Genomic DNA, 23,119 nt, shown 5'->3' with positions numbered 1-23,119 from the left:
TTTTTCTAGCTCTTAATAACTGGTTATTAATTAGTGAGTTCATGAGTGGGACGTTTGCGCCAGCGAAGAATTGTTGCTTAATTACAATAGTTTTATTGAAAAATAACTAATCATTATCCCAATCTTCAAACTCAAATAAGGGATCACGGTCTTTCCCTTCCTCTTTTCTAAAATCGCCTTTTAAATCAAAAATTTCAGTAAGATTAAAATCTTGAATAAGAATATCTTGATAGACATTATGAATCATCCTATAATCAGTAAAAAATCTATTTTGTTTTGAATTGTCTTTTTTATCTTTTTCGGATTGTTCCCATTTAAAACCAAAACCGGATTTCCAGTTGTAGAACAACATTACTTGTTCCGGATTAGATAATTGTGCTCTTAAGATTCTTAAATATTTTCTTTTTTCTTCGTAAGAAATAAAACTCTCTTGCTGACTAGCAACGAATTTTACTATTTGAAAAAGATGCCTATACAAGTGTGCTAAATAAGTGGCATGTCCTTCGATTTTCTCTGTATTAAATTTAATATTTGCTTTTGCGATTTCATTGTAAAACTGTTGTTCTGCTGTTGGGTTTTTGGGAGGTCTGCTATTGGAAGGTCTGTAGAAATTATTCGTTCCGCCATTATTTATTCCGAAAAAATATAAGTGATAGGCCTTTTTTAACCAATACTCATTATTTTCTTTTTTGAAGATAGTTTTTGCAGCATTATAATATAGTTCTATTTCCTTAACGTGGTATTCGAAAGCTTTTCTCCCGTTAATATCAACTAGTGCTGTTTGACTGTTTCTGAAAGATTGGTAAAGAACTTTTTTTTCGGAAATAGAAACCTCATTTACGTTGTCTTTATGTAATCGCAACATTTCATAAAATTGGCTTTCAAATTGTTGAATTTTAAATTGTTCTTGTACTTGATGATTGGCTTGATATTGAGCATAAAAAGCAAGTGAGGCAGCTATTATTCCAATAAAAGCAATAAGGGGGTTTAAAATTCCACCAATTAAGTCGCCGTAAGGGCCTACTTTAGAATAATCTATTGTCGTAGTAAGAGGTTCAGTTAATAAGTCATTTGTAAAATCTAATGTAATTGCTAAGAAAAAGGAACAAATACTCAATAACAGTAAAGATATAATTATCGTTTTGCTTTTTTTCTGCGTTTGATTTTTCTTTGAGTTATGAAATAGGAAGAATACAGAAAAGAACAATGCAATGGCTGCAATTAGAGAACATAAACTAGCGAAAAATGTCATTTAAAATCTTTTATTTGGGATTATTTCAGTTTGTTAAATGTAAAAATTATTTTATCAATTTGGTTACGAGAAACCGTAAAGTAAGATTTTTTTGTAATTAACTTTTTTGTAAACAGAAAAGCCCCCAGAAAGTTTGTCTTTTTGAGGGCTTAAAAAGGTTCTTATTTCAATATCACAACCTCCTCCGGAACCTTAAACAACAAAGTACAGCCAGTTTTAGTAAATACAGAATGTGTACTTCCGGGTGGCATATACAAATAATCACCTGTTTTTAATTCATCTTTTCCGGAACGAATTTCGCCTTCGAGAACAAAGATTTCTTCTCCCGCAGGGTGAACGTGATTGGGGTAGGAGGAACCGGATTCGAATTTTAATAGAAAGGCTGTAGGTCTTTTGGCAATTGGGTCAAAACATAGAATTTTTGCCGAAATTCCTGCTGTATTTACACCTTCTTCGATTAAAGGTTTCCAATTGAGTTCGCTGGTTCTTGTGATTTGTTTTTCCATTTTTATTGTTTTTTAGTTTGTTTTATTGTTTAAAATTTCATCTAAGCTCCATCGGTATTGTTCTACGGTTGACAATAGAAGAGCGGCCATAGAGAATACAAATACGGAATAATCCAATGGGTCTTTAATTCCAAAAGAATAGGTCATTGCGAGTGCAAATAAGAAAGTTAGAATTGAGGCTCCGGTTGCGGCTAATCTTGTTTTGTAGCCAAGTAATAATAGAATTGCCAAAAGTGCTTCGGCTGTTGTTGCGGTAACGGCGATTGTTGGAATAGCGCTTTTTGGTGCAAAAGAATTTACTTCTTCGGCGTAAGCTAAAAACTTTCCCCAGCCGGAAGAATATTTTCCTAATAATCCCAACCGACTTAAAACGGCAGAAGAAAATCCTGCTGCCAATGCCATTCGTAATAGAAAAATGACATGATCCTGATATTTTTTCATAATGATTTGGTTTGTAACTAAACATTTTTTTAACACATAGAGACATAGTTTTGCTATATTAATTGCAGGCGTTTCACTAGTTTAAAGAAACATAGCTATTGAAACTTTTATATGTCTTTGAAAATAAAAAATCTATGTCTCTATGTGTTAAAAATAACTTTCAGATAAAGTGTGCTAGTTTAGTTGTGTTTTTTTAATGATTTGATTTGTAACTAAACTGTGAGCTTAATTTTTTTAACACATAGAGACATAGTTCTGCTATATCGATATCAGGCGTTTCACTAGTTTAAAAAATCATAGCTCTGTGAAATAATGTTTTATCTTTTATATGTCTTTCAAAATAAAAATCTATGTCTCTATGTGTTAAAAAAATTAAGCGAAATAGTTTAGCTGTGATTCTGATACAAAGATGTAACAGTCTTGGATTGTAAAGAATAGAGAATTCCCGAAAAAGCATGTACTATTAGTTCAGTACCTTTTCTTTATAAGATTTAGGAGAAATATTGGTGTGTTTTTTGAAGAAATTAGAGAAATAAAAAGGATCATTAAAACCCAAAGCGTAAGCAACTTCTTTGACCGACAACTTCTCATAATTAAAAAGTCGTTTAGCCTCAGAAATGATTAATCCGAAAATGACGTTTTGAGCCGTTTTATTGGTGTGAAGTTTGGAGAGTTCGTTTAGTTTAGATTCTGTTGTCCCGATTAAAGTAGCGATTTCGGTTACTGAAAGGTTCTTGTCGAAGTTTTTTAGAACGGTTTCTAAAAAGTGAAGAAACAAAGCGTCGGGTTTATAGATTTCGTCGCCACGATTGATTTTGGTACGGTTGATTTCGATTAGAATTAATTCAATCCGACTATGAACCGAAATAAGGTATTGATACGGAGTTTCGATTAATTCTTTTCCGATTTCTTCTAATTCTTTGATGATTACGGCACTGTTGTCAACGCGAATCATTTCATTCATTGCAAAATGGCAAAACAAACCATTGTGGAAAATCAATTCCATGTCGGTGTCGTCTTTACAAAAGAAATTATAGGTGAATTCTAAAATATATCCTTTTGCATTTTGACTGTTTTTGAAATAATGAATTTGCCCCGAAGTAATGGTCAGAACGGAGTTTTTAGTTAGGATAAATTCCTTTTCGTCTACAGAAATTGTTGCTGATCCAGCAGTACAAAAGATCAAAACGTATTTTAAGACACGTCTTGGCTGTGCTAGTTCAACTGCCTGATCGAATGTTTTTAAGGTAATCATTTCCTGCATGAGAAGTGAATTGAGTTCTTTTAATCAAAAGTAGGAAATTTTAGGTTTTATGGAGGAGTTTTTTGTTTCAGGTTTTAAAGTCTAAAGTTTAAAGTCTAAAGTTTAAAGTTTCAGGTTTCAAGTTTCAGGTTTCAAGTTTCAGGTTTCAGGGAGGAAATGAGACATGCTTTGAGTGTTTAACCGCACACAAAGTTTAACTACAGCATTACAAATCCTTTTTAATTTTATGCCTTTTTTTTTGCATGTAGATTTGCTTCGACAGTTCGCTATCAGCAGATTGCACAGATTGCACAGATTTTTTTTAAGGTAATTAAGATCAGCTTAATCTGCTAAATCTGCGTGCAAAAGAAAATCTTTGCGAACCTTGCAGTTAAGCTTGAAACCTGAAACCTGAAACTTTAGACTTGAAACCTGAAACTTGAAACTTTGAAACTTGAAACTTAAAAAATTACCGTTACTTTCGTTCAAACACGCATCCCAGTACACTTACTTTATTTGCTGAGAGTAAAGTATAAGTATACGTATCAATTGTTCCGGATTCAACATCTTTTATGAAAAACGATTTTTCATCGTAAGTAAAAGCAGCGTTATCTGTTCCTTCAGTAAAGGTGTCAGGCGAATCTTGTGTTACTTTACATTTATCGTCGTAGGTAATATTATTGTATTTTTGGGTAGAATTAAATATTATTTGGCCTCCGTCTTTTGTAACAATCATTTGTCCGCTATTAATTCTATTTTCTTCCATTACAATATCTCCGTTACCGACACATTGTATATAATCCGGAACGAAGGTACCAATAGCAGGTGTTGCCGAAATCAAAGTCCAGGTACCAATAAGAGATTTAAATAGCGCTGTAAAAGTAACAGGGACTCCGAGGATATTTGTTCCATCTCCTTTTTTTGCACTAACGGTTACGACTTGCTCTCCGGATGTTCCCAGTTTCCATGTGGTTTGGGCGAAACCATTTTCATCCGTCATAATGCTGGAAGTTTGAACGGAACCACCACCACTTTCAACTTTAAAATAAACCGGTACGTTGGACTGTATTTTTTCTAAATTGTCAATGATTCTGACCTTTAGTGGATTACTTAGTTGTTTCCCCGCTTCCCCAACCTGGCTATTACCCGATACAGATTCAATTTTATAGGGAGTTGTATAGAATAATTTTTCGGTTTCTATTGATTTATTGTAGTCTAGCTTATCGAAATCTAAAATTTCAATTTCCACGCCTGCAGTTGCCTTTAACCAAACATCAGCCTTAAAATCCCAATCTAAGGAAGGTGAGGCTATTGCGCCTGATAATTGTTCCATTAAACTAACAGAGGCATAGGGACCCGCCTGACCATAAAGTCTAAAACTTACTTTAGGAGTTAATGCAAGATTGATTGTAGCTTTTGCATTTCCGGTTCGCTGCGATAATGTAAATTTGTTTACAGGTGAAAAACTATTGATGTCATTCCACTGCCCGTTGGCGTACTGTATTCCTAAATTAAACGTGTTTGTCGAAGCAAATGTTGTCTGACGTGTAATAGCTGCATTAATAGTTGCTGAATAATCCAGTATTAAATCCAATTTTGCAACAATTTTTACGGGAACAAGAACCGTTATACCTAATAAAACAGCTGGTACCCATATGGTGTGTTCTTTTGTAAAAGCCTTAGGATTAGTTAATATTGAAGATGATTTATTGACTAAGGTTGTGGCTTGAGCGGCTGTCACAGTTGCAGTAAGTTCACCATTAAGCTTTGCGTTTTTGGCACTGAGCTCAAAAAAGGTTATACCGGTTTTATTAAATTTAAAATCAAAAAACCAATTGGGATCAAAATCGATTTGTCCTTTATTCAACACAATACTCAAAGGGCCTTCTTGATAGATTGACCGATTAGAAATGGTATAAGAAAACCCCGAAGCTGCTTTCTTTTGGGTTAAATCATTCATATCTAAACTAAAGTTAAAGCCACCTTCTTTAAAAAGATCCGCCATCGAGGCCTGAGTGGTTTGTAAAGTAATAGTGTTACCATCTACTTTTGATGCGGTTACGTTTCGTATAAAACCTTCCCCCTGATCGCCTACAATCAGATCTCCGGATTTAATAGTTGGGGCCGTACCGGTAAATGTAAATTGATATATTCCTTCGTCAATCTTAGCTGGTGTTACATCAAGTTGAAGCTTCGTCTGATCAATAATTTTTACATTATCCTCTAGTACAGGAACAGTGGATGTTGGGGTTTCCGGAGTTGTTGTCTCTTCGTCGTCATTTTTGGAACAGGATACTATTAACAATAAAGTGGCTGTAAATAGTACGACTAATTTTAGTAGTTTTTTTATCATTTTTTGTTTTTTTTGACAGGAGTTAAATTATAAGTTTACTGTTGGTATTGGATAATCATAACGAAGTTAGTTCATTTGTTAATTGTTCGAAATACTCCTAAATGAGTATTTTTTAGTGTTGAGGGTACTGGAATTAATTCAATTTTTTATGGGTTTGTCAGAATAAAAAAGCCCTCAAAAACAGAAGTTTTCAAGGGCTTTTTGGTTTAAGCTTTAAATAAAATATGTGCTTTGTGTTTTTAACCGCAAAGTGTGCAAGGGTTTACGCAAGGCTCGCAAAAATTTTCTTTTGCACGCAGATTTAGCAGATTAGGCTGATCTTATTTACCTCCTATAAAAAATCTGTGGAATCTGCTAAATCTGCGTGCAAAAAAAATTAAGTATAATGTTAAAAAGAAGTAGTAATGCTATAGTTAAACCTTGCGTGCTTAGCGGTTAAGAAAAAATAGTAAAACGAAGACTACTCATTCACAACATCACCTTCTTTAATTTCTTCACTGGCAATTTTGATCAGTTTATCATTTGCATTCAAATCACCGAAAATTTCAATTTTATCGTCGATTTCTCTTCCTTTTTTGACATTAATTCTTGTAGCTTTATGATCGACTACTTTTATAACAAATGTACCCTCGGCTGAATTTACAACAGCAGATTTTGGTGCTACAAAGGCGCTGTCTTTTGCATTAAGCGGCAAAAGAACTTCGGCAACCATTCCGGGTAATAAATTTCCTTTTGTGTTGTGTACATCCATTTCTACACGCTCGGAACGTAGTTTTAAGTCTAAAGCTCCGGACATTCTTTGAATTTTGGCTTTGAAAGTATCTGGTAATGATTTTACATTAAAACTCATTTCGTCACCTTGGTGTAAATATCCTGTGTACAATTCCGGAATCGAAACCGCCAAACGCAATTTATCTTGTTGCTGGATTGTCAATAGAGGCAAATCAGAACCTTTTCCTGCCGGGCCTACAAATGTTCCTAAGTTGACATTTCTTGCTGCAACGATTCCATCAAAAGGGGCACGGATTTCAAGATAACCTCTCATGATTGAAACTTCTTTATGAGCGGCAATTGCGGCTTGATATTGTGCATAATCCGAATTTTTCTTTCCGCTTGCCATTTCTAAATCGTTTTTAGAAATTGTTCCTTCTACTTTGCTTGTTTCGTACAAACGGTTGTAGGTGCTTTTACTGGTGGCATAAATTGCTTCCATCGATTTTAATCTCGATTCGGCTGCGGCGAGTTGTGAACTGATTTCAGGAGCTTCCAGAACAATCAATAGCTGTCCTTTTTTTACTTCTGATCCTATATCTACTTTTAGTGTTTTAACAAAACTACTCACTTTAGCATACAAATCTACTTGCTGAAAACCGGTTAATTCGGCCGGCAAGCGCAATTCGGTGGTTAGTTTTTCTTTTGCTAAAAGAAAAGTCGCTGTTTTAGGTTCGATTTCTGCGGTAACAGTTTCTTCTTTTTTGGAGTTACAACTGTTTAGAAAAAACAGGGCTGCAAAAAATAGTGCGGTCGATTGTATGATTTTATTTTTCATTTTTTGGTTTTAGTGTTGAGATATAATGGATGCTTTCTTCGTCTTCCGGATCTAATGAAACGGATTGTGTTGTGGTATGTTCCTGTGCCCAGGCAAAAATTAACGGTAAGATTAGCAATACTGCAAAAGTCGAGAATAACAACCCGCCGATAACCGCTCTTCCCAAAGGAGAAACCTGATCGCCACCTTCGCCATGACCAATTGCCATTGGTAACATTCCCGCAATCATCGCTACAGAAGTCATGATAATCGGACGTAGACGCAAGGCTGCCGCTTCACGGGCAGATTCCAGTGCATTGCCATTTCGTTTGCGTAATTGTTCGGCATTGGTAACCAGTAAAACCGCATTGGCAATCGAAACTCCAACCGACATGATGATTCCCATATACGATTGTAAATTTAGGGTTGAACCAGTAAGGGTAAGCATTAACAAAGCTCCCAAAACTACCGCCGGAACAGTTGTTAAAATCACCAACGATACTTTGAACGACTGAAAATTAGCGGCCAACATTAAGAAGATTACCATGATGGCAACCAATAACCCAACTTGTAAACTACTTAATGTTTCGCTTAATACAGTACTTAAACCAATGGGAGAAATGAATAATCCCCGCGGTAATTCACCCAATGAATTTATTGTTGCAGCTACATCTTTTGTCGCCGTACCTAAATCGGTTTGGTGGATGTTGGCTGTAACGGTAATGTATGGCATAGCCCCTAAATTGTCATTTTCACCATTTACAAAGCCCGGTGTAATTTTGGCCACATCGCTTAATACAGGACGAAGTGAGTTTTTTAATACCGGAATTTCTCCGATATCGGTTTTACTTTTCATTTGACTAAGTGGAACTTGTACCTGAACCGCAACCGATAAACCTGTTTTTTCATCTATCCAGGTGTTTTTTTCGGTGTATCTCGAAGAAGAAGTTGAGGCAATAAGGGATCTCGAAATATCATTCATATCCACTCCTAATTCTGCTGCACGCGTTCTGTCAATATCAATATTCAAAGCAGGATAATGAATCGGCTGTCCGATTTGTACATCTCTGAAATAAGCTATCTTTTGAAGTTTTTCGACAATTTGACTGGCATAAAGTTCATTTCTTTTTTTGTCCTTTCCAGCAATTCGAATTTCGATTGGAGTCGGTGAACCTTGGCTCAATACTTTGTCTGTAAGTTCAATTGGTTCAAAAGTCAATTTTACATCGGGAAGGATTTTTTTGATTCTTGCTCTCAAATCGTCTTTAAATTCATCCATGTCAACATGGTATTCTTTCAAACTCACCTGAAAAACAGCTTCGTGTGGACCCGCAGTAAAAAGATAAATCGGGTTGATGGAGAATAGAGAAGGGTGTTGCCCCACATATACAGAGCTGATTCCGACATGTTCTTTACCAACCATTTTATTGATTTCTTTCAAAATCAATATGGCTTTCTCTTCAGTGCGTTCGATACGGGTTCCGTCTGCGGCGCGCATTCTCAACTGAAATTGACTCGAATTTACTTTAGGGAAAACATCTTTTCCAATAAAATTTAAAAATACTAGCGCGAGTACGGTGATTCCGATAAGATAGATCAGACTGGTTGCTTTTTTATGTGGAAGCAAACGATCCAGCGTTTTCATAAATCGGATTCTGAAACGTTCAAAGGTGCTTATTTTACCATCTCTATTGGTGTCGTCTCTTTCAACCATTACCTTTTTCTGAGAAATCAAATCTCGCTCAGATTCAGGTGTCAGACCGCATTCATTAAATTCCGCTTCATCATCGGTAATGCTTGGATCGTGTTCGTGTACAGGATGTCCTTTCATGAGCCAGTTGGCCATTACAGGAACAAAAGTCTGAGAAAGTAAAAAAGAAAAGACCATCGAGAATCCGATTGCTAAAGCCAAGGGCAAGAACAAAGCTCCCGGAATTCCAACCATGGTAAATGCCGGAGCAAATACAGCCAGAATACAAAGTAAGATCAATAATTTAGGCAATGCAATTTCCTGACAGGCATCCCAAATGGCGAGCGCCTTGGGTTTTCCCATATCGAGGTGCTGATGGATATTTTCGATGGTTACGGTACTTTCATCCACCAAAATTCCAATGGCCAGTGCCAATCCGCTTAAAGACATTAAGTTGATGGTTTGTCCGAATAACTTCAAGAACAAAACACCGGAAATAATCGAAATTGGAATCGTTAAAATTACAATCAAAGCAGCACGTTTGTCTCCAAGGAAAAGTAAAACCATTAATCCGGTTAAAACGGCTCCGATAATTCCTTCCGTAATTAAACTTTTAACGGAATTGATTACATAAACAGATTGATCAAATTCATAAGATAGTTTTACATCTTCGGGAAGAGTGCTTTGAATTTTTGGAAGTTCTGCTTTCAATTTCTGAACCACATCCCACGTAGAAGCATCTCCTGCTTTCGCAATACTAATATAAACAGAACGTTTACCGTTTACCAAAGCATAACCGTTGGTAATATCGGCACCGTCTTTTACGGTCGCAACATCACCTAATTTTAAGTTTTGAACGCCACCTTTGAATAACGGAATTTGCTCAAAATCCTTAATATCTCGAATCGTATTGTTGGTTGGTGTAATATAGTTTTTGTCACCAATTCTAACATTTCCCGAAGGAGCAGTTTGATTGTTTAATCGAATGGCTTCTACAATCTGATCGGGCGTCATATTGTGCGAACGCAATAAATCCGGATCTACATTTACTTCAACGGTTCTCGGACTTCCTCCAAAAGGGGCAGGTGATAACAAACCGGGAATGGAAGTAAAAGAAGCACGAACATAAACGTTGGCTAAATCCTGCAATTCGTTATTGGATCTGATTTTACTGCTCAAAACCAATTGACCAATAGGCAAGGAAGAAGCATCAAAACGAATGATAAACGGAGGCTGGGTTCCCGGAGGAAATGCCGCCTGAATCCTGTTGGATAACGCACTCAGTTCGGCTGCCGCCTGAGCCATGTTGGTGTTTTCGTAATAGGTTAATTTCATAATCATTAACCCCTGAACATTCTTGGTTTCTACCGATTTTACACCATTGGCAAAAGGTAAAATATTCACATAATTCTTGGCAAAATAAGCTTCCATCTGATCCGGAGTATATCCTCCAAACGGATGTGCAATATAGATAACCGGTAAATTCATCTTAGGCAAAATATCTACCTTAATGTCTTTGATGGCGCCAATTCCGAAGAAAAATAGGCCGGCAACCATTACCAATATAGATATGGGTTTGCGGAGTGCAAAACGTATTAAATTCATTTGGTTCTATAGTTAAAATTCGTTCATAAATAAGTCAAAATTACCAGTTGCGGCTACTTTCAATAAAAAAGACTGCCAGACATTATTGTTGACAATATCACGGTCAATTTCAGCACGGTTTAGGGTGTAAATGGTCTGTGTTAAGTCCGTCAGATCGGTTAAGCCGTTTTTGTACAAAGTCGATTTTTGCAAATACGCCTGAGCAGCTGCTTTAACCTGAATCGGAGCTTCTACATAATTGTCGAGTGTAATTTTGATTTTATCTTCGGCAAAAGTCAATTGCGATTTTAATTCTCTGTCGGCTTGATTGTATTCTTCCTGTAAAGCTTGAGAAACAAATTTCTGCGCACTGACTTGTTTGCTGGATCTGAATGGTGTTGTTAAATTCCACGTAATTCCAACTCCAACCAAATAATTACTACGATCCGGATTTACACCATCCCAATAATTTCTGCTAAAAGCGGTTTGGTCAGCCGCATAAGAAGAGTCAAATCCTGAGGCTCGTGTTTGTAAAATACCAAAAGCACTCATGGTCGGATAGTAAAATCGTTTGTACAATTTAACCTGTTGATTGCTGTAATCGATTCTGGTTTTATAAAGTTGCAATAAAGGGTGAAGACTGTCTGTTGAAGGATTATTGGTTATAAGCTCTTTTGGAATTTGAGTAACAAAAAGCGTATCAGCAATAAAATCCTGAGGAGCAACTCCCATCAAATCGACTAATTTATTGTTTTGTTCTTTTACGAAGTTTCGGGCAAGATTTAAAGCAATTTTGGCTTTAGAGACTTCCGCTGTTGCCAAAGTAGAATCTACACCGGCTAACAATCCATTTTTAACTCTGGCAGCGGCCGTTTTTTTGAAAACTTCTGCACGAACCAGATTTTTTTGCTGTGAAATCAATAATCTTTGACTTGCCAATAAATTTAAATAGGCTGCCGAAATTTTGATTTCCTGTTGGAATTTTTCCTGATTTAAATCCTTTTCTTTTGCCTGAACATCAATTTTAGATAAATTGATTTTTTCCTGTGTTTTTCCAAAGGTGAAAAAATCCCAGTTCATGTTAACCAAATAAAGAGCACCAAATGCAGAGTTCCAGTTTTGCTGCGGAAGCGGTAATCCAGACGAAGCGACTCCGAGACCTCCAAAACCATAGAGCGGGCCATTCTGTCCGTTGACAGTTCCGTAATCTTGTTGCGCAGATAAATTTAAATTGGGCAGATAATCACGGCGGGATTGTTTGAGCGTTTCCCGAGAAGCGCTGGCGTAGTTGTTTTTTGCTTTGATTGATCCGTAGTTTTCAAGACCAGTCTTTAGGGCTTCTTTTAAAGACAAGGTTTGTGAATGACCGATTGAGGCAAAAATCAAGAAAAATAATAAAGTAATTTTTTTGAAATACATATAACTCAAAGTGTAAAATGATCTACCAAAATTATTTTACTTTCGATGATTTTTGTCATCTTAAATGATGTAAGACACTAGTAAATGACCAATTGAATTTGTCATTTAATGGAAATAAAAATTAAATATTTGTTCGTACTTTGTAAACTATTTAAGAAGTAAGTATGAATAAGAAGCTGGAAAATATGTTGGATAACAAATGGTGGCAGGAGATTGCCGTTGTTGCCTTTTCCTTTACGATTTATACATTAAAAAACGACTGGATGTTATTTAGTTCAGCGACTTCTATTTTAATGGGGATTTTTTTCTACTGCGTTTTGTATATGCATGCGCAGTTCAATCGCTTTTTTCTGTTGCCGATACTTTTCAGAACCAAAAGGCCTTTAACGTATATCTTTTTGACCTTGTTCGGGGTGTTTGTTTTTTCGCTTGTTTTATACGAATTAACTAGGCTCGACATGTTCAGCAATTGTCGTTTGTATCAAAATTCACATCAAAGAAGTTATGTATATCAGCTGGCCAGTGTATTGGGGACACTGGTCTGCATTTTGAGTCCGATCATTGTTTTTAAGTTTTATAGGATTCACAAAAAACAAACAGACGAAACGTTATTATTCAACCAAATGCAGTTGAATTCTTTGAAAGGACAATTGAATCCGCACTTTTTATTCAATACGTTTAATACACTTTACGGAATCAGTTTAGAATTTCCCGACAGAACACCGGATTTGATTATGAAAGTGTCGCAATTAATGCGCTATCAGCTGGAGAGTAACAACAAACAATGCGTATCTTTAGAAGAAGAGTTGGAATTTATAAACAGTTACGTGCAGCTTGAAAAAGAGCGGGTAGGCTACCGTTGTGAGATTACATACGATTGTAAAATTGACAACGAAAACGCCTATAAAGTTTCGCCAATGTTGTTGATTGCTTTTATTGAAAATGCCTTTAAACATGGAACCTGTGCTATTGAGAAATGTTTTGTCAGGATTATTGTGACGGTCGAAAATGGGTTATTACATTTGCATGTGGTTAATTCTATTCCCAAGAAAAAAACAGACGTGGTTTCGACTAAAATTGGTTTGAAAAATACGATTGAGCGTTTGAATCTGATTTATGGGAAAGACTATAAATTGGACATTCAGGATGATAAAAATACCTATATCGTTGATTTAAAAGTACAATTGAAAAAGTTTGTTTAATGAGAGAACCCAAAAAATGCATTATTGTTGATGATGAGCCGGCAGCACATTATGTACTGGCGAATTATATCAAGCAAAACCCACAATTGGAACTTGTTTTTCAAGGTTATAATGGCATTGAAACAATGGATTATCTGCGTGAAAACAAAGTCGATTTAATGTTCTTAGACATCAACATGCCAGAGATTTCAGGAATGGAATTGTTGAAGATTCTTCCGACACATCCGAAGACTATTTTGACTACGGCTTACTCTGAATTTGCACTCGAAAGTTATGATTATGGCGTAATAGATTATCTTTTAAAACCCATCTATTTTCCCAGATTTCTAAAAGCAATTGATCGTTTTTTTGCCACAGAAAATGTAAAGGAAAAAGAAGAGGAAGCAATCGTTAGTTCGGTAAGTGTGAAAGTAGACGGTTATTTTGTTGAGATTGTATTAGAGCAGCTTTTGTACGCACAGAGTTTTGGTAATTATGTGAAGTTACATACCACCAAAAAGACCTATTTAGCCTCTATTACCACAACAGAATTAGAGAAATGCCTTCCGGAAAAGAATTTTATGCGAATTCACAAATCGTATATCGTTTCGCTCGATAAAATTGAAAGCACTGAGAAAGATTTTGTGAGCATTAAAAAAGAAAAATTACCGATTGGAATTACTTATAAAAGAGAGTTATCCGATCGATTAAAAAAATAAAAAATTCATTTGTTATTCATTTTAAAGTAGTACTTTCATTACGTTATTGGATTGGGTCTTAATTTAATAGTTGAAATCATGAAAAACGTTTTATTACTTTTTATTTTTCTAGGTAGTGGTTATTTGATGGCACAAGAGGGCATTATGATGAAAGAAGTTGTAACGCCACCGGAAGTAGTTCGTTTTGCTTTTGAAAAACAATATCCGAATAAAACAGCCGTGTGGGCGATGGAATATGTAGGTGATGATAATGATGAAATTAGGTATGAGGCAAAATTCAATCTTACAACAAAGACAAAAGCCCTTGCCGTTTATGATAATTTAGGAAATTTAAAAGCGACTGAAACACAGATTCCGTTAAGCCAGCTTCCACCAAAAGCACAAGCGTATCTGAAACAGAATTATCCGGCAAAAGCCATTCGCGAAATTGCAATAGTGGTAGATGACAAAAACAAAACAACGTATGAAGTCGGAATAGAAAAAAAGACAAAATTCTACGATGTCGTTTTTGATAAAAACGGAGGTTTTGACGTCATCATTCAAAAAGATTAAAAAAGAATTCTTACTAACTCAATTATATTACCCAAACCCGACAGTTTTTTTAAACCTGTCGGGTTTTATTTTTTATAAAATATTATAAGTTCATCCCGCCTGAAACTTCAATGCGTTGTGCATTGACCCAGCGAGCATCTTCTGTACATAAAAAGGCTACAACGCCTCCAATATCATCCGGTAAACCAACTCTTCCCAAAGCCGTTAGTGAAGCGATGTGTTGGTTCAATTGTTCATTGTCTCGTACGGCTCCATGTCCAAAATCAGTTTCGATTGCGCCTGGAGCGACTATATTTACTTTGATTTTTCTGGCGCCTAATTCTTTTGCCTGATATTTAGTTAAGGTTTCCATAGCTCCTTTCATCGCAGCATATGCAGCATAACCGGGGAATGAAAATCGAGCCAGTCCCGTTGAAATATTTACAATTCCACCACCGTCATTCATGCTGGCGAGTGCTTTTTGAGTCAGGAAAAAAGGCCCTTTAAATTGAATGTTGCTCAACTCGTCAAAATCAGCTTCTGTAGTTTCAATATAAGGTTTGTGAATTCCGATTCCGGCGTTGTTTACCAGGAAATCAAATTTGTCTGTATGAAAAGTGTCTTTTAAAGCCGTTTGTACTTCTCCTAAAAAAGAATCAAAAGTATCTGATTTCGAGACATTCAATTGAATCGCTACCGCTTTCTGACCTAGGCTTTCTATTTCCTTTACGGTAGTTTCTGCTTCTTCTTTTTTACTGTTATAAGTCAGAATAACATCGATTCCTTTTTTTGCTATAGCCAATGCCATGTTTTTTCCTAAACCTCTGCTTCCGCCAGTTACTAAGGCGATTTTTGTGTGTGCTGCCATTTTATAATTGTTTTTGTTATATTAAATTGATTAGGCAAAGGTAGGAGCGAAGTAGTGGTGGGGAATTGTAAATATCAAACCGATAGTTGCGAAATTCAAAGAAAATCAAATTCCAATATTCAAATTCCAAATTCCAAAATTGTAACTGGAAATATTTTTAAGATCGGAATGCTAAGGGGGTAAAGGAGGTTTGTTTTTTGAAAAAATTAGAGAAATGGGCCAGTTCTTCAAAACCTAATGAGTAAGCAATTTCAGAGATATTCCAATCTGTTTGTTTTAAGAGGGTTTTGGCCTCGTTTGTCAGACGGTTACTGATTAATTCGGTCGTGGTTTTTCCAGTATTTTCTTTTAAAACTTTGTTAAGATGGTTTACGTGAACGGATAATCGATTGGCAAAATCTTTTGCTGTTCTCAGTGTAAGTCGCTGATGCGGAGATTCTATTGGGAATTGTCTTTCTAATAATTCGGCAAACAGCGAAGAAACTCGTGCTGCTGAATTGTGTTTAGAATACAAGGCTGTTATAGGTTGCAGTTTTTGTCCAAAGTGAATTAATTCGGCTACATAATTTCGGATCAAATCGTATTTGTACGCATAGTCGGAATTGATTTCTTTTTGTATTTTGTTGAATATCAATTCGACTTCGGCAACTTCTTCATGCGAAATTTGAAAAATCGGGTACCCGTCTGTCGCAAAAATAGGAAGTTCATCGAGATCAATTCCGCTTTTGTTTTTGGATAAAAATTCATTGGTAAACACACAAAACTGCCCCGATTGATTGGTGTCTTGAGGGAGATAATTATAAGGAATTTTAGGAGTGGCGAACAAAAGTGCATACTGCTCAATTTCAATGATTTTGTCGGCATATTCGGCTCTGTTTTTGCCTTTTATCAAGCTAATTTTATAATACGCTCTTCGGTCATAAGGCATAATGGCTTTTCCCTGAAGTCTTTCTAAAACTTCCTTAATATTGAACACATTAAAATGACCAATTTCTTTTTTAATTCCATTCGGTAATAAAGAACCCGGTTCTACTGCGGAACCTTCTGTGATATCCTGGTAAAATGAATCTAGTGTTTTCATGTGGGAGTTGTAAAAATCAAATATACGAAAAAATGAGGAGCGGTTTTTTTTCGTTTGAAGTTTCAAGTTTCAGGTTTCAAGTTTCAGGTTGGGGGTTGCTAAACCTTATGTGTTTTGTAGATCGATTTTGCGTTTTTTTTGTCATTTCGAAGAATGAGAAATCACACAAGAAATTCCGTAAAGAAAATCGCCAATCTTTGTCGAATATTGGATGTGATTTCTCCTTCGTCGAAATGACACGATTACGAGTATTTTTGCGAAAACGAGGAATACAAAAAACCATGAAAATGCCCATCATCCTTGACATATTTACACAACTATTCATTGCGGCTTCATAAATAAGCGAGTAAAAAAGTAATCCACTTTGCGTAAACCCCTCGCAAACTTTGCGGTTAAAACAAACTCCCTTGTACAAACTCAGGAACTTCATTCCCATTAAAACTAAAAGTATCAATTACAAAAAACTGCTTTTTTATCGGATCAAGTTCTCGCAAAACAATTTCACAACACAAAAAATCAAGATCAATTGTGGTGAAAAGTTGTGAAGCAATTTTTAAGTTTTCAGGAGTTAATTTTCTACCGATTGATAGATGAGGATCGTCGCTTTTTTTTAGTTTTAAGGATCTCAATGTTTCCTGCGTTTTTTTCATAATCGGTTTGAGGCCTTTTTTCGAATTTTCATGGGGAGCGATAAAGAAAGCACCACTATTTTCATAAGCACCAAAATGATTAAGACTGACCTGAAAAGGCGTAAACGTATCGCAAACTTTAAAAAGTTTTTGTTTGACTTTATCTATTTCCGATTCACTTAAAGAAAATTCACAAATAGTGATGTGTGCTACTGAGTTGCAACTGCTGTACCAATCAATTTTAGTTTTCAGAAGCTCCTTCATTGTTTTTATAGCAGCAATAACTGCTTGCGAAGGATAAATAACAACAGAATATTTCTTCATCATTTAGACAGGTTTGGAACGTGCAAATTTAAAATATAAATTGAAGTATTATCGATTTTTGATCATCTGAAAAAAGAGAAATGAATTTATAATTTTCCTTTAAGATGCAATCGGTGTAGTATTTCAGATTGCAATAACCCGCTTCCACCGCCAAAATGTTCAATTACTTCTACTTCCGGCTGGTTTTTTAGGCAGAAAGCAGTGAATTCTTTTTCGACATGATCTTCTATTCCGGAACTTAATAAAACCAGGTCTATTTTAGTATTCAGAAAGTAATCCTGTGCTAATTTTTCGTCATTAAAAGCTACCGCATTCCAGTTGTCATTTGCATTTACAAGTCGGAGTAGGATGGGTAAAATTGCTTCGTTTTTTCCGAGTATTAAGAATTCAAGTGTCTTCATAATCTTTATTTTATAATACAAATGTATCAGTTAAATACTGGTTTGAACTTAATCTGGAATAAGAAAATTAAATGAGTTTTCAGTCACAGGCACAGTTGGCAGTTTTTAGTGTTGGTGTATCTGATTAGTACATGTGTTAAATTATTTGTTAAAGCGTAAGTCTTAAGTTGATCTGATACAACAAATTAAGGTTTCTGAAATGTAAATAAATCAAAAAGAATGAAGCAAATGTGGGAAACCGTAAGCTATTCTCAAAAGTACGACATAAATTTGCGTAACAGAAGTCGGCAGTTTAGTAGGTTTCATGCCTCTTAAGACAGTATTTACCCTTCGATTGTTATTGTTTTTTTGGAGAAAAACATTTAGTTAAGAAAGAAAATTGGACCTATTCATTTTAGTGTGGATAGCTTTGTATAAAATCAAAATAATACAATAAGGTTTATTTTTTCTATAGTCTATAGATTTGGTTGTTTCATCAAATCTATAGACTTTTTTTGTTTAGTTGCTGTATCCGTGAATTAAGTCTAAAAGTTTTGGAGTAATTTTTTGAAATTCACTTTATATTATAATTACTAAGTCTTATACTTTTTCTGCGCAAGTTTTTCAGTGCCAATTTCCGCACTTCTCGATTTGAGGATCTCGCAAAGACGCCAAGTCGCAAAGTTTTTTCTTCTTATTTTTAGTTTTACTCTTTCTCACTTTGGGTTTCTCTTATGTCATGGAGTTTCAAAGTTTTTTTTCCATTTTTTCATTAAAACTTTGCGATTTTGCGACTTTGCGAGATTTTTACTTCCACGCAACTTTTTGACATGATCAGTATCCATTACTCTTTAACCATTCCTCACAATCTTTTGTCCAATATTTACTGGTGCCATTCACACCCAACCCAAAGCCATGACCTCCTTTTTCATATAAATGTAACTCAGCGGTAACTTTATTTTTTTTAAGAGCCAAATAGTAATTAATACTATTCTCCGGCAAGACCACTTCATCATCTGTTGCATGCACTAAAAAGGCTGGTGGAGACTGGGCAGTGACCCTCTTTTCATTAGAAAAAGAATCGATTAATGCAGAGGACGGAGTTGTACCTAATAAATTCGTTTGAGAACCTTTGTGTGTTATTTCGTTTTGCATTGAAATTACAGGATATATTAAAAGCGAAAAATCCGGACGCGCACTTACTTTTGATGCTGTTTCGTATACTTTCTCCTCATAATGTGTTGCGAGTGTGGAAGCCAGATGACCACCGGCCGAAAAACCCATGATTCCAATTTTAGTTGTATCAATATTCCATTTCGCTGCATTTTGTCGCACGTAACGTACAGACTCCTGTGCATCCTGCAAAGGACCAATCGCTTTATCTTTCATGATTAAATCACTGGGTAATCTGTATTTGAGAACAAAAGCCACAATTCCCATAGAAGTAAACCATTCCGCGACTTTTGTGCCTTCTTTTGCAATGGCCAAATGCGAATATCCACCACCCGGAAGAATAATTACCGCCGTTTGATTTGGCTTGATTTCTTTGGGTAAAAAGACCGTTAAAGTAGGGATCGTAACCATACTGCTGCTTTGTACTTTTCCGTCCTTTTCAGTTTCGTTTTCTTTATAATCGGCTGCTTTAATTTCGCCGGGAATGGTCTTCCAAAGCGGGATTATCTGATTTTGCGCTTGTATTTGATTTAGTATTCCTAAGAGTAGGAAGAGAGATAAGACTGTTTTTTTTAAGAGGTAGTTTTTCAATTTTAGAAGTGTTTAGTTGTACTATTTTTTTAGGATTAAATTCAGATTTGCATTTTTAGAAAGCCTGCAGTATTCGCAGTGAAGCAGTATAAACCAGTAAATGTTCAATATGAATGTTTAAGAAGCGAATCTGGTACAATTTTTATACCTGAAACGGATTATTTCCACATATTGCTATTTAACAAATATATTGTTTAATATGTAATTTAGCGTAATATTTTCTATACAATGTATTTATTTAAAAGCCTAAATTAATTTTTTACGCAATTTATTTGGAATATAAAGATTTAAAGGTATATTTGTGCAATCGATTACATTTTTTTGTTTCTATTCTGGTTTTGATCCATTGAACAAAGAAGTTGTATTGAGCATAATTGATGAAGTTGAAATGTCGAGAGTTGTAAAATTTTAAGAATTAACCATTACCATAAAACATACAAATTCAGTTACTATGAGCCAAACCAAAACCACAGTTGGAAATTATCGTTGGAGTATATGCGCCCTTTTATTTTTTGCAACTACTATAAATTATTTAGACAGACAAGTACTTTCTTTAACGTGGAGTGATTTTATTGCACCGGAATTTCATTGGACAAACAATGACTATGGTAATATCACCGCGTTATTTTCGATTTTTTATGCGGTATCACTTTTGTTTGCAGGAAGATTTGTAGACTGGTTAGATACTAAAAAAGGGTTTTTATGGGCTATTGGTATTTGGTCTTTTGGAGCCTGCTTGCACGCCTTTTGCGGAATTGCAACGGCCGGAATCATAGCAGGTGAATGGTTTGTTGGTTTTGAAAGAGCAAAAGAAATCATCAGTACAGTAAAGGATACCGGGATGGTCATTAACGTAAGTGTGTGCCTGTTTATTTTTGCCCGTTTTGTACTGGCTATTGGAGAAGCAGGAAATTTTCCGGCGGCCATAAAAACAACCGCAGAATACTTTCCTAAAAAAGACAGAGCCTTTTCTACCAGTATATTTAATGCCGGAGCAACAGTAGGAGCCTTGGCGGCGCCAATATCAATTCCTTTTATAGCAGAATCTTTTGGATGGGAAATGGCTTTTATTATCATTGGGGCTCTTGGTTTTGTGTGGATGGGTTTTTGGGTATTTATGTATGATAAACCGGAAAAACACCCAAAAGTAAGTGCTGCAGAATTGGAGTACATCCAACAAGATGATGTCGCTGACAGCAAAATGGCTGGATATGTTCCTGAAACAACAACTAAAGTGTCTCTTGCCGCTTGTTTTAAATACAAACAAACCTGGGCTTTTGCATTTGGTAAATTTATGACCGATGGTGTTTGGTGGTTTTTCTTATTCTGGACGCCAGCTTATTTGAGCTCCGTTTACGGAATGGATTCAACACAGGCTGCTTTACCCTTATTTGTATTGTACATGATCACCTTACTATCGATTATTGGAGGTTGGTTGCCGACTTATTTTGTGGAGAAAAAAGGAATGAATCCGTACGAAGGCAGAATGAAAGCAATGTTAATTTTTGCTTTTTTCCCGCTCTTAGCTTTAATAGCACAACCTTTAGGACATATAAGTTATTGGATTCCCGTAATCATAATTGGTATTGCAGGAGCTGCACACCAGTCCTGGTCGGCAAATATTTTTACGACTGTTGGTGATATGTTTCCTAAAAAAGCAATTGCAACAATTACCGGAATTGGTGGTTTAGCAGGTGGAGTAGGTTCTACTTTCATCAATAAAGGATCAGGAATGTTATTTGATTATGCGAAAGAAAGCAATATGGCCTTTATGGGCTTTCGCGGAATTGAATCAGGTTATTTCATCATTTTTTCAATTTGCGCCGTTTGTTACTTAACAGGTTGGTTGGTGATGAAAACGCTAGTGCCAAAATACAGTCCAATTACAGATTTATAAAATAAAAAAAACTTTTTAAACGGTTTAAAGGATAATTTTAGAATATTATTTTAATTTTATGCAATCGATTACATTAAATTTAAAGTTATGACAAAACACAGTTCAAGATACGCATCAAGCCCGGAAGCAGTAAAAAAATATGACACACAGCAATTAAGAGAAGAATTTTTAATTGATGACCTAATGCAGGAAGATGAGATTGTATTGGTCTACTCTCATTACGACAGATACATTGCCGGTTCAGCAGTTCCTTTAAGCGATTTGCAATTGGAAACTATTGATCCTCTTAAAGCGGGTTATTTTTTAGAACGCAGAGAGATGGGAATTATTAATGTTGGAAGCAGCGGTTCAATCGTTGTTGATGGAGTGTCTCATTCATTGGGATTTAAAGATGCTTTGTATATCGGTAGTGGTAATAAAGAGGTTGTTTTTAAAAGCGATGACCGCAAAAATCCGGCTAAATTTTACATCAACTCCGCCCCGGCTCATACGAATTATCCAACAGTAAAAGTGAGTTTGGAAGAAGCTAAGAAATTAGAATTAGGCACAGTTGAAACTGCGAATCATCGTACCGTAAATCAAATGATTATCGGAGGGGTTGTAACCACTTGTCAATTGCAAATGGGGATGACGGAGTTAAGAACGGGTAGTGTTTGGAATACCATGCCGGCGCACGTTCACGATCGCAGAATGGAAGTTTATTTCTATTTGGATATTCCCGAAAATCAGGCCGTTTGTCATTTTATGGGACAACCACAGGAAACCAGGCATATCTGGATGAACAATCATCAGGCTGTAATTTCTCCGCCATGGTCTATTCATTCCGGTTCAGGAACAAGTAATTATACTTTTATCTGGGGAATGGCGGGTGAAAATTTAGATTACGGAGATATGGACGTTTGTAAAATCACAGATTTAAGATAAGAATATGGCACATTCATTATTTGATATAGAAGGAAAAGTAGCCTTGATTACAGGAAGTACACACGGACTGGGAATGGCAATGGCTAAAGGATTAGGAAAAGCCGGAGCAACAATTGTTGTAAACGGTAATTCGTCGCAACAAAAAATTGACGATGCGGTAAAAGAACTTCAAAAGGAAGGAATTAAAGCAGTTGGGTATAGATTTAATGTAACTGTGGAGGAGGAAGTTAGTGCTGCAGTTCAAAAAATTCAAAGTGAAGTAGGACCAATAGATATTCTAATAAACAATGCCGGAATTATCAAAAGAGTTCCATTAATCGAAATGGAAGTGGCCGATTTTAAGGAAGTAATTGACCTCGATTTAGTAAGTCCGTTTATTGTTTCTAAACAGGTTGCTAAAGGAATGATCGAACGAAGACAAGGGAAAATAATCAACATTTGCTCCATGATGAGTGAATTAGGCCGAAATACAGTAGGGGCTTATGCCGCTGCCAAAGGTGGTTTGAAAATGCTGACCAAAAATATGGCTACCGAATGGGCAAAATACAATGTTCAAATTAACGGTATTGGTCCGGGGTATTTTGCAACAGAACAAACCAAACCAATTAGAGTAGAGGGACATCCCTTTAATGATTTTATAATTAACAGAACGCCTGCTGCGAAATGGGGAGATGCAGATGATCTGGCAGGAGCAGCGATATTTTTGTCTTCTAAAGCCAGTGATTTTGTCAACGGTCATATTTTGTATGTTGACGGGGGAATCCTTGCTACTATTGGTAAACCGGCAAACGAATAATTTTTAATT

General features: G+C 35.8%; 19 protein-coding genes. 6 read left to right on the top strand and 13 right to left on the bottom strand.

The window, feature by feature from the left end:
* Positions 1-106: 106 nt before the first annotated feature.
* The 8 genes from ACHRV5_RS17155 to ACHRV5_RS17120 all read right to left on the bottom strand — a co-directional run bounded on the left by ACHRV5_RS17155 (position 107) and on the right by ACHRV5_RS17120 (position 12,016).
* The gene (locus ACHRV5_RS17155; protein ID WP_395427571.1) at positions 107-1,252 is read right to left on the bottom strand and encodes a putative phage abortive infection protein; all 1,146 of its coding nucleotides are present in this window, start codon (positions 1,250-1,252) and stop codon (positions 107-109) included.
* A 161-nt stretch (positions 1,253-1,413) separates the two neighbouring features.
* A complete protein-coding gene (locus ACHRV5_RS17150) occupies positions 1,414-1,758 on the bottom strand; it encodes a cupin domain-containing protein (RefSeq protein ID WP_395427569.1) in 345 nt (114 codons plus the stop codon).
* A gap of 12 nt (positions 1,759-1,770) precedes the next feature.
* Positions 1,771-2,199: a DoxX family membrane protein gene (locus tag ACHRV5_RS17145; RefSeq protein WP_395427568.1), complete on the bottom strand. Its 429-nt coding sequence runs from the start codon at positions 2,197-2,199 to the stop codon at positions 1,771-1,773.
* A 463-nt stretch (positions 2,200-2,662) separates the two neighbouring features.
* Positions 2,663-3,463: an AraC family transcriptional regulator gene (locus ACHRV5_RS17140; protein WP_395427567.1), complete on the bottom strand. Its 801-nt coding sequence runs from the start codon at positions 3,461-3,463 to the stop codon at positions 2,663-2,665.
* Between the two features lie 454 nt (positions 3,464-3,917).
* The gene (locus ACHRV5_RS17135; RefSeq protein ID WP_395427566.1) at positions 3,918-5,795 is read right to left on the bottom strand and encodes a hypothetical protein; all 1,878 of its coding nucleotides are present in this window, start codon (positions 5,793-5,795) and stop codon (positions 3,918-3,920) included.
* Between the two features lie 460 nt (positions 5,796-6,255).
* Positions 6,256-7,344 carry an efflux RND transporter periplasmic adaptor subunit gene (locus tag ACHRV5_RS17130; protein WP_395427565.1) on the bottom strand — a complete coding sequence of 363 codons (1,089 nt, stop codon included), beginning with the start codon at positions 7,342-7,344 and terminating at the stop codon, positions 6,256-6,258.
* Positions 7,334-10,618: an efflux RND transporter permease subunit gene (locus tag ACHRV5_RS17125; protein ID WP_047777209.1), complete on the bottom strand. Its 3,285-nt coding sequence runs from the start codon at positions 10,616-10,618 to the stop codon at positions 7,334-7,336. The genes ACHRV5_RS17130 and ACHRV5_RS17125 overlap by 11 nt, the downstream gene beginning before the upstream one ends.
* A gap of 12 nt (positions 10,619-10,630) precedes the next feature.
* Positions 10,631-12,016: a TolC family protein gene (locus ACHRV5_RS17120; RefSeq protein ID WP_047777210.1), complete on the bottom strand. Its 1,386-nt coding sequence runs from the start codon at positions 12,014-12,016 to the stop codon at positions 10,631-10,633.
* Positions 12,017-12,180: 164 nt separating this feature from the next.
* Here ACHRV5_RS17120 and ACHRV5_RS17115 point away from each other — a divergent pair, with 164 nt between their 5' ends.
* From ACHRV5_RS17115 to ACHRV5_RS17105, 3 genes are all read left to right on the top strand, one after another.
* Positions 12,181-13,218: a sensor histidine kinase gene (locus ACHRV5_RS17115; RefSeq protein WP_047777211.1), complete on the top strand. Its 1,038-nt coding sequence runs from the start codon at positions 12,181-12,183 to the stop codon at positions 13,216-13,218.
* Entirely contained in the window at positions 13,218-13,916 is a 699-nt protein-coding gene (locus ACHRV5_RS17110; protein ID WP_395427563.1) for a LytR/AlgR family response regulator transcription factor, read from the top strand. The genes ACHRV5_RS17115 and ACHRV5_RS17110 overlap by 1 nt, the downstream gene beginning before the upstream one ends.
* Before the next feature lie 78 nt (positions 13,917-13,994).
* Positions 13,995-14,468: a PepSY-like domain-containing protein gene (locus tag ACHRV5_RS17105; RefSeq protein ID WP_395427562.1), complete on the top strand. Its 474-nt coding sequence runs from the start codon at positions 13,995-13,997 to the stop codon at positions 14,466-14,468.
* A gap of 82 nt (positions 14,469-14,550) precedes the next feature.
* Here the strand turns inward: ACHRV5_RS17105 and ACHRV5_RS17100 are convergent, their stop codons facing one another.
* The 5 genes from ACHRV5_RS17100 to ACHRV5_RS17080 form a co-directional block, all read right to left on the bottom strand.
* Positions 14,551-15,315 (bottom strand): SDR family oxidoreductase, encoded by a 765-nt coding sequence (locus ACHRV5_RS17100; protein WP_395427561.1) that lies wholly within the window; start codon positions 15,313-15,315, stop codon positions 14,551-14,553.
* A gap of 157 nt (positions 15,316-15,472) precedes the next feature.
* Positions 15,473-16,396 carry a helix-turn-helix domain-containing protein gene (locus ACHRV5_RS17095; protein WP_395427560.1) on the bottom strand — a complete coding sequence of 308 codons (924 nt, stop codon included), beginning with the start codon at positions 16,394-16,396 and terminating at the stop codon, positions 15,473-15,475.
* A 392-nt stretch (positions 16,397-16,788) separates the two neighbouring features.
* Positions 16,789-17,352, bottom strand: a complete 564-nt coding sequence (locus ACHRV5_RS17090; RefSeq protein WP_395427559.1) for a 2'-5' RNA ligase family protein — start codon at positions 17,350-17,352, stop codon at positions 16,789-16,791.
* A gap of 83 nt (positions 17,353-17,435) precedes the next feature.
* Entirely contained in the window at positions 17,436-17,750 is a 315-nt protein-coding gene (locus ACHRV5_RS17085) for a hypothetical protein (RefSeq protein WP_230002310.1), read from the bottom strand.
* Positions 17,751-18,563: 813 nt separating this feature from the next.
* On the bottom strand, positions 18,564-19,493 hold the full coding sequence (locus tag ACHRV5_RS17080; RefSeq protein ID WP_395427558.1) for an alpha/beta hydrolase: 930 nt from the start codon (positions 19,491-19,493) through the stop codon (positions 18,564-18,566).
* A gap of 451 nt (positions 19,494-19,944) precedes the next feature.
* Between ACHRV5_RS17080 and ACHRV5_RS17075 the strand changes: the two genes are divergently transcribed.
* The 3 genes from ACHRV5_RS17075 to ACHRV5_RS17065 all read left to right on the top strand — a co-directional run bounded on the left by ACHRV5_RS17075 (position 19,945) and on the right by ACHRV5_RS17065 (position 23,110).
* Positions 19,945-21,390, top strand: coding sequence for an MFS transporter (locus ACHRV5_RS17075; RefSeq protein WP_395427557.1), 1,446 nt, complete (start codon positions 19,945-19,947; stop codon positions 21,388-21,390).
* Between the two features lie 87 nt (positions 21,391-21,477).
* Positions 21,478-22,314, top strand: a complete 837-nt coding sequence (gene kduI / locus ACHRV5_RS17070) for a 5-dehydro-4-deoxy-D-glucuronate isomerase (protein ID WP_047777231.1) — start codon at positions 21,478-21,480, stop codon at positions 22,312-22,314.
* A gap of 4 nt (positions 22,315-22,318) precedes the next feature.
* Positions 22,319-23,110: a gluconate 5-dehydrogenase gene (locus ACHRV5_RS17065; RefSeq protein WP_395427556.1), complete on the top strand. Its 792-nt coding sequence runs from the start codon at positions 22,319-22,321 to the stop codon at positions 23,108-23,110.
* The last annotated feature ends 9 nt before the right edge of the window (positions 23,111-23,119 follow it).

It is taken from the genome of Flavobacterium sp. FlaQc-52, assembly GCF_044007495.1.
Taxonomy (GTDB): Bacteria; Bacteroidota; Bacteroidia; order Flavobacteriales; family Flavobacteriaceae; genus Flavobacterium; species Flavobacterium cupriresistens.
The sequence above is the reverse complement of the archived record's forward strand: the minus strand, read 5'-3'. Positions and strand labels throughout refer to the sequence as shown.